Origin of the sequence: Sphingobium sp. PNB (assembly GCF_019873065.1) — a bacterium.
GTDB lineage: Bacteria > Pseudomonadota > Alphaproteobacteria > Sphingomonadales > Sphingomonadaceae > Sphingobium > Sphingobium fuliginis.
In genome coordinates, this window is record NZ_JAINEZ010000004.1 from 16934 (window position 1) to 29392 (window position 12459).

The 12459-nt window shown below is 63.3% G+C and carries 10 protein-coding genes; 7 read left to right on the plus strand and 3 right to left on the minus strand.

What is annotated here, in order from left to right:
* Nucleotides 1-30: 30 nt before the first annotated feature.
* From K7W03_RS02410 to K7W03_RS02420, 3 genes are all read right to left on the minus strand, one after another.
* Complete coding sequence (locus K7W03_RS02410) at nt 31-2427, minus strand: DAHL domain-containing protein (RefSeq protein WP_222885463.1); 2397 nt, start codon at nt 2425-2427, stop codon at nt 31-33.
* Nucleotides 2424-3218: a cytochrome-c peroxidase gene (locus K7W03_RS02415; protein WP_264319014.1), complete on the minus strand. Its 795-nt coding sequence runs from the start codon at nt 3216-3218 to the stop codon at nt 2424-2426. Before K7W03_RS02415 ends, K7W03_RS02410 begins: the two co-directional genes overlap by 4 nt.
* Before the next feature lie 140 nt (nt 3219-3358).
* The gene (locus K7W03_RS02420; protein WP_222885518.1) at nt 3359-4105 is read right to left on the minus strand and encodes a response regulator; all 747 of its coding nucleotides are present in this window, start codon (nt 4103-4105) and stop codon (nt 3359-3361) included.
* A 477-nt stretch (nt 4106-4582) separates the two neighbouring features.
* Here K7W03_RS02420 and K7W03_RS02425 point away from each other — a divergent pair, with 477 nt between their 5' ends.
* The 7 genes from K7W03_RS02425 (at nt 4583) to K7W03_RS02455 (ending at nt 12451) form a co-directional block, all read left to right on the plus strand.
* Nucleotides 4583-5734 carry an N-acetyltransferase gene (locus K7W03_RS02425; RefSeq protein WP_222885465.1) on the plus strand — a complete coding sequence of 384 codons (1152 nt, stop codon included), beginning with the start codon at nt 4583-4585 and terminating at the stop codon, nt 5732-5734.
* Nucleotides 5735-5783: 49 nt separating this feature from the next.
* Complete coding sequence (locus tag K7W03_RS02430) at nt 5784-6377, plus strand: carboxymuconolactone decarboxylase family protein (RefSeq protein ID WP_222885466.1); 594 nt, start codon at nt 5784-5786, stop codon at nt 6375-6377.
* A gap of 304 nt (nt 6378-6681) precedes the next feature.
* Nucleotides 6682-8130, plus strand: a complete 1449-nt coding sequence (locus K7W03_RS02435; RefSeq protein ID WP_222885467.1) for an amidohydrolase family protein — start codon at nt 6682-6684, stop codon at nt 8128-8130.
* A 55-nt stretch (nt 8131-8185) separates the two neighbouring features.
* Complete coding sequence (locus K7W03_RS02440; protein ID WP_222885468.1) at nt 8186-9694, plus strand: class I adenylate-forming enzyme family protein; 1509 nt, start codon at nt 8186-8188, stop codon at nt 9692-9694.
* Nucleotides 9695-9762: 68 nt separating this feature from the next.
* Nucleotides 9763-11319, plus strand: a complete 1557-nt coding sequence (locus K7W03_RS02445) for a GMC family oxidoreductase (RefSeq protein WP_226869642.1) — start codon at nt 9763-9765, stop codon at nt 11317-11319.
* Nucleotides 11316-11741 carry a DoxX family protein gene (locus K7W03_RS02450; RefSeq protein ID WP_226869643.1) on the plus strand — a complete coding sequence of 142 codons (426 nt, stop codon included), beginning with the start codon at nt 11316-11318 and terminating at the stop codon, nt 11739-11741. The genes K7W03_RS02445 and K7W03_RS02450 overlap by 4 nt, the downstream gene beginning before the upstream one ends.
* A 65-nt stretch (nt 11742-11806) precedes the next feature.
* The gene (locus K7W03_RS02455) at nt 11807-12451 is read left to right on the plus strand and encodes a TetR/AcrR family transcriptional regulator (RefSeq protein WP_226869644.1); all 645 of its coding nucleotides are present in this window, start codon (nt 11807-11809) and stop codon (nt 12449-12451) included.
* Nucleotides 12452-12459 lie beyond the last annotated feature (8 nt).

Consider the following 12459-nt stretch of genomic DNA (forward strand, 5'->3'; position numbering starts at 1 on the left):
CGTTACGCAACCGAAGCGAACAGCGGCTGCTCAGACCGCCAGTTCGCGAGAATGGGCAGCGATTGCCTCCGCCAGGGCATATGAAACTTGCTCTACCTGGATCGGGTGCTTCAGAAGAAGCAGGGGACCCGGGCGCTCCGATCCAGGCCAGTCCGGCAACGCTGCCAATAGGACCCTTCCCTTGAGCTGCGGCACGATGGAGGCGACCGCAGTCTCAACCAGTGCGAAGCGCGAAGCCGCCATCAGGACTGCGTCACACGTCGATACGACATCCTGAAGGGCCTCTCGCTCTACTGGCAGGGCGAGCCCGATGGGCTCGTAGCCAAGCTCCGCAAGCAAATCTTCGTGCTCGGCAAGGCCTTCAGGCTCGGTGATCAACAGGATGCGGTTGCCGTCGCCAATCGGATTGACCGCACCGCCGTCTTCTATTTCCGGAAGCCAGATCGAAAACCGCCCTCCGCCGTCCGGTCCGATCCCCACGTCGATGGTCCCGCCATGATCCTGCACGATCTCCCAGGCGGTCGATAAGCCAAGCCCTGTTCCGCCATGCTTGGTCGTGAAAAACGGTTCGAACAGGCGAGGAAAAGCACCGGCCGGGACGCCGGGGCCGCTGTCCGTGACCGTTACGACAACATAACTACCCGCCTCGAGGCTGCCGTGACTAAGCTCCATGTCCATCGGCACCTGCCGGCGGATCAGCGAAATCGTGACCGGCCGATCATCGCTCACGAACAGCGCGTTGTTGCAGATATTGATGATCGCCTGCTGGAGGTCGCTGGTCGCCCCAAGAACCGGATAGGCCATTTCCGATGACACCAGGTCGAAGGCCTTCTCGTCGCGCGCAGAAGCCGACAACAGCCGAACCGCCTGCGTCAGCACGTTCAACAGATTGATCGGCCGCTTGAGCGATCGACCACGCCGCGCGAACCCCAGGATATCATCGACAAGATCGCGCGCGCGGATGACCGCAGCGCGGATTTCGTCAAAACTGTTGCGCGAGGCGGAACCGGGTCGAGTCCGCTCCTGGCCCATCTCGGCAAAGCCCCCAATGGCTCCGATGATATTGTTGAAATTGTGCGCAACACCGCTCGCCATGGCGCCTATCGTCTCCATCCGCCGCGCGCGCGCGAGTGTCCGCTCCAGGCGATCGCGCTCGAGTAGCAAGGCCTCGCGGCGAGCCCCATGAGCAATTGTCACTATCGCGGAGCCGAGGCCGGCGACATAATCGCGCCGCTGAGCGACTGCGAGGCTGGCCGGCTCGAAACCGACCACCACCCCGAAAGGCCGATCGGTTCGCAGCAAGACGAGATCCCTGATGTCAGCGTCCCGCATCGCCCGGTCGAGCGCAGGGTGGGCGACACCCTTGCCGCGCGAAGCAATAACGCGACAGCCCGACCATGCGTTGTCACCGTCGGCCGCGTCCATGAATCTTGCCAGCCAGCTTGGATCGAGAGTCTCGTCGGGCCACGAAAATGGCGCAAAGTGCGCCATGCCGGGAATGACGAGCTGAAGCTGCTTCGCTTCGATATGCAGGGCGAGCATGCGCACCGCGTCCTGAACCTGAGCTCGGTACGTCGCCTCCCCGGTGCCGATCAGCGGCGTGGCGATCGCCCCGCTGAGCCGCTCGTTAGCGGCTTGCGCCTCGAGTTCGCGTGTCCGCGCGCGCTGTACAAGCACCAGAGACACAGCCGAGACGATCAGGAGCAGGATCGTACCGACGAGGGAAACCTGGAGATTGCAGACCAATGTCGCGCGTTGCCGCGATTCCACCGAGAGAACCGTTTGCAGCTGATCGATGCGGCCTTCGGTTTTCAGGGCACGGATCGCACGCAGATGGTCGTCGATCTCGGGCAGCACGGAGACCAGCAGACGAGCGTGCGCGAGGAATTGCGAACCGGATGTTCCCTCGGCCGCGGCGGGCATGCGGGCGAGCGCTTCGCGCGCCTCCTTGACCGTCTGGGGGCTCGTATCGAGCGTCAGCGCCAGGATTCTTGCTGAAAGAACGTTATGGGCGCCGAGCTCCGACGCGCCATTGGCCCTGAAGCGCGCGAGGGAGTTCTGCAGAAGCGCATTTGCGCTCTTGAACTGTTCTACCAACCCCTCCTGATATCGATCTGTCGCGATCAGCCTGCCAAGAATGCGCCTCGCCGCCGGCTGCATCTGCAGGTTTTCGAGGTCGGCGAGATTCTCCTGCCCCGCGGCGAGATCCGCATTCACCGGATCGTAGTTGCGCAGCAATCCGGCGCGGGCGTTGAGCAAATCGAGCTGCAGCGTGCGCTCTGCCAGCGCGTAATCCATGATGGAATTGCTCGCGGCATTGACCCACCGTCGGCTGTCATTCATCGCCCGCAGCGTGACGACGCCAAGCGCGATGCTCGTCACGAACAGGATCGCGGTCGCGATGCGCAGACCCGGCAACCAGATCATTTCTTCCAATCTGGCGCGGCGCGCACCGTATGACCTTGATAGGTGCCGGTCAGGGATCCGAGGAACGCCGTCACATCGGCGAGGTCCCGATCCCCGATCGTCAGATCGAGTTGCGCGCGCGCCATACGCCGAATGGCGTCCGGCAACGTGCCGACGCTGCCGTCATGAAAATACGGCGCCGTCGTTGCCACGTTGCGCAGGCTCGGGACCCGCAAATATCGCGGGTTCGGGTCTCCCAATGGGTGGAAGATGCCCCGGCGCTGAAAGATATTGGCGCCGACATTGATACCCTGGTGGCAGCTTGCGCACCCCAGCTGTTGAAAGCGGTCATAACCGCGCACCTGCTGCTTCGTGAGCGCCGTCCTGTCGCCCCGAAGCCACCGATCGAACGGCGCATCGGGCGTCACCAGCGTCGCCATGAAGACGGACAAGGCGTCGGCGATCCGGTCCTCGCTCGGCACCCCACCATAGACGGCCCGGAAGCGAGACGTCATCCTGGGGTCTGCCGCGAGGCGCCGCGCGGCCAGGCCATTCCCGCCCATCAGGTGATCGGTCCCGAGCGTCCCCATCGCAAAATCACGAAGACTGCGAGTCTTGCCTTCCCAACCAAGCCGGAAGCTGTACGCGGTGTTGAAGACGGTCGGCGTGTTGTAGGCCAAGCGCCGGCCCGCGTCGCTGCGGTCCGCCGCGACCGAGCTTGCGCCGTTGGTCGACAGGTCATGACAGGACTGGCAGCTCAGCGTCATCGACCGTGACAGGCGGCGATCGTAAAACAGATCTCGCCCCAGCATGGCCTTGGCCGTAGCCTCGGATCGACCGATCGGAAGCGGCATTAGCGGCGCGCGCGAGGGTTCCTCTGCGCGTAGTTCCGCTCTCAGCACGCTAAATCCCAGTATGATGAGCGATAGGGCAAAGGCGAGCGTAGCGGGTCTCACACGACCTCCACGCCGACATCGAATTTGTAGCCGATCCCCCGTTCCGTACGGATGAACCGGGGAGCGCGCGGATCGTCCTCAAGCTTGCGGCGCAAGCGCAGGATCTGAACGTCGATGCTGCGATCGAACACGTTCTCATGAACGCGTGTCGCCTGCAGCAAATGCTCGCGTGACAACGTCCGCCGGGGCGCATGCACGAACGCGCTCAGCAAAGCGTATTCGCCCTTGGTCAGCGGCACCGTCTCCCCCGCCGGCGATGTCAGTTCCCGCTGCCGCTGATCAAAAGACCAGTCGGCAAATCGAAACGTTGCCTCGCGCTGCTTCGCGGGACTCAGGCGGTCCATCGTGCGGCGCCGCAGCGTCGCCCGAACGCGCGCGAGCAGTTCGCGCATTCCGAACGGCTTCGTCAAATAATCGTCCGCCCCCAGCTCTAGACCCACGACCCGATCGATTTCCTCCAGCCGATTGCCGGTGATCAGGATGACGGGAACGACGCTTTTGCCGCGCAGCTCCCGCAGGATTTCAAGCCCGTCATCCTCGCCCAGATGGAGATCAAGGATGACAAGGTCGGGCTCGCGCACGGCGAGCGCGTGCATCAGTCCCTTCCGACCGCTTACCGCCGATGCTCTGAGATTGTGATCGGTTAGATAACCGACAATCATCCGCTGCATCGCAGGATCATCGTCGACAATCAGAATCCGCGCGGCCTTCACTTCAGTCGTGAATTCTGCCGCATCGATCATTGCCACCGGAAAACTCCTCGCTACGCGTCCACATCCGGACCATCGCCACACAATGCCATAGTTGAACGATCGATCCAGAATAGGACCTAGTGCGACCCTGACATTTCCTGTTAGCCGCCGTGATCGAACACCCCGACCAATCGGCCATGCCCGTGAAGCGTCGACCGATTCACAACGGCCATCCGACCTCCATCGCGCCGCAAAGCCGATGAGCCGGTCCACGTCGATGATGGTCGGTCGCATCTCATTCCCCGTCCTGGCCTCTTCCGGACCTAACGGCTGCTCACGCAATATCACTTCAGAAATTGCTACACCTGTAACCCGCTCGTCGTAGATAAATCGAAACCATCCATTAGATGAAGTGCGAACGGAGACCATGAAGATGGTCATTCGAAAGTATAGTGGAGACTTGCATCCCCCGCAAGTCATCCATTGTTTTGCATCGAATGCATATTTCAATCTCTTGGGAAGAGTGACTTGAAGAGCATCCTTATCACTCCGGTCGTTACTAAGAATGAACGAAAGACTTTCATCGACTTTCCGTTTGACCTGTACAAGGACGACCACGCTTGGGTTCCGCCGCTGAAGGGCGAGGCGCTCGGGTTGATTACGCCCGAGAAGAACGGCTGGTTCTCTCATGCCAAGGCGCAGCTCTTCCTCGCGCATGAGGACGGCCGGGTGGTCGGCCGCATTGCCGCACATATCGACACACTCGGACTGACGATGCCGGCCGAACAGGGCTTCGGCCCTGGCGTTGGCCAATGGGGCCTGATGGAGGCGGAGCGTGAAGAGATATTCCGAGCCCTGCTGGCCGACGCGGAAGCCTGGCTGCGTAGCCAGGGAATGAAGCAAGCGCTCGGCCCGATCAGCATGTCGATCTGGGAGGAGCCGGGCCTGCTGACCCAGGGTTTCGATCACTCGCCGACCATCATGATGGGACACGCCCGGCCGGACTATCGTGGCTGGATCGAGCGAGCCGGATACCACAAGGCCAAGCAACTGCTGACCTTTGATCTCGATATCACCCGCGAATTCCCGAAGATCGTGCAACGGATCGTCAAATCCGGCGAGGCCAATCCGCGCATCAGGATCCGCAAGGTCGACAAGCGCCGTTTCGACGAGGAAGCGGCGATCATCCTCGAAATTCTCAACGATGCCTGGTCGGACAATTGGGGTTTCATTCCCCTTACGCCGCCGGAGATCCGCGACGTCGGCGTGAAGCTCAAGCCGATCGTCTTCAACGACCTGATCCGCATCGCCGAGCTGGACGGAAAGCCCGTCGCGTTCATGATCACGCTCCCCGATCTCAACGAGGTGATCAAGCCGTTCAACGGCAACCTCCTGCCCTTCAACTGGGCAAAGCTCCTCTGGTGGCTGCGCGCGCCCAAGGCGGAAACGATGCGCGTCCCCCTGATGGGCGTCGTCAAGGAACTGCAGGCGTCGCGCATGGCGAGCCAGCTCGCTTTCATGATGATTGAATATATCCGTCGCGCAGCCGTCGCGAACTACGGGGCCTGGCGCGCCGAGATCGGCTGGATCCTTGAGGACAATCAGGGAATGCTCTCGATCGCCGAGGCGATCGAGGGCCGCGTGAACAAGACCTACCAGATTTACCGCAAGTCTCTGTGACACCGCCCAGGCGCGGTGACCTCAGTAGCGTACAGAGGAGTCTAATGTCGTGGCACTGATCGGCTTTGTGGATGATAGCGTCTATGTGGAGCGGCTTGGATCGCCGCAGGTCGCCAATCTGCTTCGAGTCCTGTTTCATTCGCCCGATTGGGCAGAGGCCTTTATCAGGCTGGCGGGCGCGCAAATGAACGTGCTGGCCCTTCCGGCCCGAGACCGTGAGCTCGTGATCCTCCAGACCGGCTATATGCTGAAAGCACCGTATGTCGTGGCGCAGCATGAAGGCATTTCGGAGGTGCTCGGTATCACCGAAGCACAACGAGAAGCGTTGCGCGGTTGGGGAAAGCCCGGAAATCTGTTTGGCGGCGGCAAGCCGAGCGCTGATCGATGTCCCACCGACCTGTTCGACGATCGCGAAGCGGCGCTGCTTCGGTTGGTCACGTCCCTCGTCCAACGGACCTACCCGAATGACAAGGCACTCGAGGATGCAAGAGCCTTCTTCAGTGAGGCCGAGCTGGTCGAGATCGTTGGGGTTCAGGGGTTCGCCGCCACCGTTGCCGGCATTACGCTCACCTTTCAGGTCGATGTCGATCCCATAGCCGGCGACGATCTCCTACGCTTCGCAAACGCCGTCGGGGACGCCTGATCTTTCGCCCGTTGCCCTGCACGGCCGGCGGTGCGCTAACGCCGAAGCTGACGCGAGCTAGCGCTCGATAACATGCCGGCATCGCGACCAACTCGTAGAAGGACGCTTGTTCAGCGGCTTCATCTGTTGCGTTGGCGCAGCGGCCAAAAGCCCTTGTTTCCACGGTAACTTGGCAACGGCGCACTGCAGCATGAATGAAACCGGGGACCAGCATCCCCGGGGCTCAACAATCACCGTCCGGCATGAAGTCGCTCCGCCACGCGGAGTCGCCCGTTTGCCCCGGAAAAGAAGCGGAGACCTCGCCTTGCGCTACCTTGCGGCATCCCTCTTGTTGGCCAGCGCGGCCATCCCTGCGGCCGGACAATCGGGCGCGCCATCCCCTGAAATCGTGACCGAAGCCGGCAAGGTCGTGGCGATAACGCACGTTACGGTGGTGGACGGTACCGGCGCGGCCGCACGCTCCGACCAGACGGTCATCCTCGACCACTCGCGCATCGTCGCGTCCGGGGCCGCCGATCGCGTCAAGATTCCCGACGACGCCCAGCTGATCGACGGTCGCGGCAAGAGCCTCATTCCTGGTCTCGTGGGGATGCACGAGCATATGTTCTATGCCTCGCCGGTCGCCGGGCCGCCGATCGCAATCGAGCAGTTCGTGACCGCACCCCGCCTCTATCTGGCGAGCGGCGTCACGACGGCGCGGACGGCCGGCAGCATGGACCCTTATGGCGACTTGGAACTGAAGCGCGGCATCGAGGCCAAGCGGTTCGTCGGCCCCGATCTGGAGCTGTCGACTCCGTATCTTGAGGGCAGCCCGCCCGCGGTCCCAACGATGCACGGCCTGACAAACTCCGACGACGCACGCCGGCTGGTTCGCTATTGGCGCGATTTAGGCTTCACCTCGGTCAAGGCCTATGCCGACATAACGACCGACGAGCTCGCCGCCGGTATCGACGAGGCGCATCGCCTCGGCATGAAGGTCACCGGCCATCTCTGCTCGGTCGGCTACCAGCAGGCGATGGCGCTCGGGATCGACAATTTCGAACACGGCCCCTTTGTCTCCCCCGATGGCGATCTGGACTCAGCGCGCAAGCCCGATCTTTGTCGCCGGTCGGAGGGTCCGCAAACCGGGCGCGCCGTCCTTGGGCAGATCGCCACGAACGTCTCGCCGGATGCGGCCGAGGTCCGGGCCCTCGTGCAGACAATGGTGCGCCGGCGCGTCGCCCTGACATCGACGCTGGCGGTGCTCGAAGGCGGTACCGGCATGTCGGCTTCGCGCCGGGCAAGGCTCCAGGGCCTCCTGCATCCGGCAGTATGGGATTATCTCAATCAGGCATCGCCTGAGCGGGCTGCCCGCGGCGCGCTCTTTTCCCAAGCCATGCGCAAGGAAATGGCGTTCGAGCGGGCCTTCGTCAAAGCGGGCGGGCTGTTGATGGCGGGCTGTGACCCCACCGGAGACGGCTTTACCGTCGCCGGCCTGGGCGACCAGCGCAACGTCGAGCTTCTCGTCGATGCCGGTTTCTCGGTCCCGGCGGCAATCCGGATCGCGACGCTCAACGGCGCAATCTTCGAGGGCAAGGCGACCAACCTCGGCAGTATCGAGGTCGGCAAGCAAGCAGACCTGGTACTTTTAAACGGCGACATCTCGCGCGACGTGACGGCAATCGAAACGCCGCGGACCGTGTTCAAAGCCGGCGTCGGCTTCGATTCCGCTGCCCTCTACAAGAGCGTGGCCGGACAGGTCGGTCTGCACTGATGCGCGCCCCATGCTGTGACGGCCGCGCCGCCCGCTCAACAAAAAGGTAATTGCGATGCCAGTCCTGGCGCATTTTCTTGAGATCGCCCTGGCGCGGCCGGGCAGCGTCGCTTTCTTCTGGGGCGACAAAAGATGGACCAATGGCGACCTGCTCGCCGAGATTGACGCATTGGTCGATGCGCTGGTTGATGCAGGCGCGCAAACCGGCGACCGCATCTCGATCAGCATGCCGAATTCGCCCAACCTGGCGATCAGCCTGCTCGCCTGTCTGCGCGGTGGCTTTGTCGCCGCCCCGATCAATACCCGGTTCAAGGCAGAAGAAACCCGCGCCGTAGTCGATCTCATCGCACCGGCACTGCATCTTGGGTCCGCCGGCGCATCGGCCGATCTTTCCGGCGTTTGCGCGGATACTCTCCCGTCGGACGCGCGTGTCGTACTGGCAGATGAAGGCGGCGCCGCCGAAGCAGTTCGTGGGGGGCACTGCAGAAGGGGCGACTCGACGCGATCAAGCGCCCCTGGCGTCGCCGAGCCGGCCATCCTCATGGCAACGTCGGGCACAACCGGCGCCCCGAAAATTGTCACCCACACGCTCGGCACGCTCGATGCGATCACTGCGCGTTACGACGCTCTGGGACTGCGGCCGGACGATATCATGCTGAACGTCGGCCCGATGGTTCATGCCGGCGGCCTGTTCAATTTCCTTGCCAGCCTCGTTCGTCCGAGCGCGATGGTCATGGTCGGCCCGTTCGAGCCAGGCGCGGTGCTCGACGCGATCGCACGGCACCGGTGCACCTGGATGAAGGCGCTGCCCTTCATTTTCGCCGAGCTGATCGATGCCCAACGGCTGCACCCCAGAGACATTAGCTCGCTCCGCTTCTGCGTCGCCAGCGGCGATGCCGCACCAACACGGCTCAAGCAGGGTTTTGCCTCGACGTTCCGGCTCCCCTTGCACGCCGGATGGGCATCGACCGAGGCTGCCACCAGCCTGGTACATTGCGCCGCCGAGGGCTCCGGATACCCGATACGCACCGGCACCGGGGTCACCTTGCGGAGCATCGAAGGCGATGCCGCCGACGTGCACGATACCGGCGAGCTACTGGTTTGCGGCCCCCATGTTTCGCCCGGCTATTGGTCGAATGGCGCGGTTCAACCCGGCCCCGACTATTTCGAAACGGGCGATGTCTTCCAACGTCTCGCGGATGGAACCCTGGCGTTCGTCGAGCGCCGAAAGAATCTCATCATCAGAGGTGGTTCGAACATCTCGCCGCTCGAGGTCGAGGAAGCGCTTCGAGCGTATCCCGACGTGTCCGATGCCGCCGTCTTCGGGATTCCCGATGATCGCCTCGGGGAACGGATCGCCGCGCTGATCGAGCTGGCGCCGTCAGCTAGTGCAAGCGTCGCGGAGATCCTGCGTCGGCTGCGCGAGCGGTTGAGCGACTACAAGATCCCGGAATTCGCCCGGGTCGTGTCGCGGCTCCCGAGGAACGGCAACGGCAAGGTCGATCGCGCCGCACTTCCCCGCCTTCTCTCCGAACAGCCGGCGCTTGCGACGGCCGGCACCTAGCCGGTCATCCACGGCCGAGAGGCAACTCACCAAGGTTCAGATCGAAAATCTTATCAGGAGCGTATCTCATGAGTGGCGTACAAGATTGGCTGACGCAGGACTATGACGTCATTGTCTGCGGCTCCGGATCTGCAGGCTCGGTCGTTGCGCGGCGTCTTTCGGATAACCCCGACCTGAAGGTTCTGCTGGTCGAGGCCGGCGGCGATGACCATCGGCCCAGTATCGTAGAGCCCGGACGCTGGCCGGAGAATCTCGGCAGTGATGTCGACTGGGGATTCATGGCCGAGCCCGGCGCCCATATCGACAATCGCTCGATTCCCATGTCCATGGGCAAGGTGTTCGGCGGCGGGTCGAGCATCAACGTCATGATCTGGGCGCGCGGACACCGACGCGACTGGGATCATTATGCCAAGGTTTCCGGCGATCCGGGATGGAGCTATGAGTCGGTCCTGGGCATCTATCGCCGGATCGAGGATTATCGCGGTCCGATGGATTTCCAGCGGCGCGGGGCCGGCGGGCTCGTGACTGTCACGCAGTCGTCGGACCCGCATCCGGTCGCCAGCGCGCTCGTCGGCGCTGCAGCCGATGTCGGCATCCCGACCTTCGAAAGCCCCAATGGAGAAATGATGGAATCGCCTGCCGGCGCGGCGCTTTCCGACGTCCGGCTTAACGATGGTCGGCGCCTCTCGGTGTTCGCTTCCTATATCCGCCCGGTGCTCGACCGAGCGAACCTCGCGGTCGTGAAAGGCGTTCGCGTGCGTCGCGTCCTGTTCGACGGCGTCCGCGCGACGGGGATCGAGGTAGACGTCGGAGGCAGCGTGCACGCCCTTCGGGCGACCTCGCAGGTCGTTCTATCGACCGGCGCAATCAATACGCCCAAAATCCTGATGCTATCCGGGATCGGCGACCGCGCAACGCTCGCCAGCCACGGCATCACCACCCTTCGGCACCTTCCCGGCGTCGGCCAGGGTCTGCAGGACCACACCAATTTCCCGATGGTCTGGGCTCATCCGGAAGCAATCCACCCCCGCGCGAACGGAAGTGAGGCGACGATCTATGCGAACACGGCAGCCGCGTCCGAAGGCCCGAACGTCGTGATGTGCCAGGCCGAATTCCCGCTGTGCAGTCCGGAGCTCGCGCAGCGCGGCGCGCCCGAACACGGATGGTCGCTCGTCGCCGGGCTGTCGCAACCCAAAAGCCGAGGGCGCGTCCTCCTCTCCAGCGCCGACCCCGACGCCGCGCCCATTATTCATCTCGACGCGCTCTCCGACCCGGAAGATCGCGCGGTCGCTCGGGCAATGGTCGGACTCGCCGAACAGATCGGCGCCGCACAGCCGCTCGCACGGATCGGTGCCCGGGAAGCCGTTTCGCCGCGCGCCCTCGGGCTGAGTGTGGACGCATTCATCCAGCAGAGCGCGCTCCCGTTCTGGCACCAGAGCTGCACTGCGCGCATGGGTGTGGATGCCAATTCCGTCGTCGGCGGCGATCTGAAGGTCCACGGCGTCGAGAACCTCACGATCGCCGACGCCTCGATCCTGCCGCGGATCCCGGCTGGCAATACCATGGCGCCCTGCGTGATCATCGGCGAACGCGCCGGCGAGATCCTGAGCGGGGAGCTCGGATGATGCCGAATAATGTCAAACCGCCGGTTCGCGGCGCCCAATTGGGCAGATACGCAGGCTATCTCTTGTCGGCCGTCGTCATGCTGATCCTTGTCGCGGACGGCCTGGTCGATCTGTTCGCCCCCCAGCTCATCCAGGCGCAGATGACCGAAACCGGCTTCCCTGCGTCGCTCGCCATGCCGCTCGGGTGCATCATCCTGCTTTGTGCGGCACTCTACGTCGTCCCCGCCACCGCCGTTGTGGGGGCGATCTTCATTACCGGGTTCGCAGGCGGGGCGATTTGCGCGCATTTCCGGATCGCAGAGATCGGCTCACCCCCCGAACTCTTTTCGCTGATGCTCGGCGCGCTCCCCTGGGGAGGCCTCTACCTGCGGCACGACCGACTTCGACCGCTCCTTCCCCTAAGGTCGAGCGACTCTTCGTGATCTCACCGCAGCGATCCTTCCCGGCCATCATGCGGCGATCGCCGACGTCGTGGCGGTGTTGTCGGATGCAGCGCCACGCGCCGAGCAGCTTTTCCACGTTCAATTTCTTGACTGATCATTCTGGAACCCCATATGGCCTGGCGATGGGTAGGCCCAAGGAATTTGACGCGGAACGCGCGCTGGACTCTGCGATGCAGGTGTTCCGTGAGCATGGCTATGAGGGCACGTCGGCGGCGATGCTCGTCGACGCCATGAATATCGGCCGCCAAAGCCTCTACGACACCTTCGGTGACAAATGGCAGCTCTACCTTTCAGCGATCCGGCGCTACGGCATCCTGGAAGCGAGCGCCCATTTTGCCGCGCTTCAGGGTGAACCACGCGCGATCGACGGGATCCGTGCGGCGATGGAGCGCGTGGTGAGCGTCGCGCGCACCAGCTGTCTCGGAGTGAATTCCATCTGCGAGTTCGGCGACAGCAAGCCTGATCTGGCCGAACTCCTGACCACGCTTGATCGGTCGCTACGCGCCGCCTTTATCGAGCGCATCCAGGAGGCACAGGGACTCGGCGATCTGGCTGACGACCTCGACCCCGATCTTGTGATGGACTTCCTGGTCGCGAGCTTCTCGGGAATTCGCGTCGCTGCCCGCGGTGGAGCGACCGACAAACAACTTCAAGATCTCGGTCGGCTTGCCTTGCGCGCATTGCGCTGAACAATTTT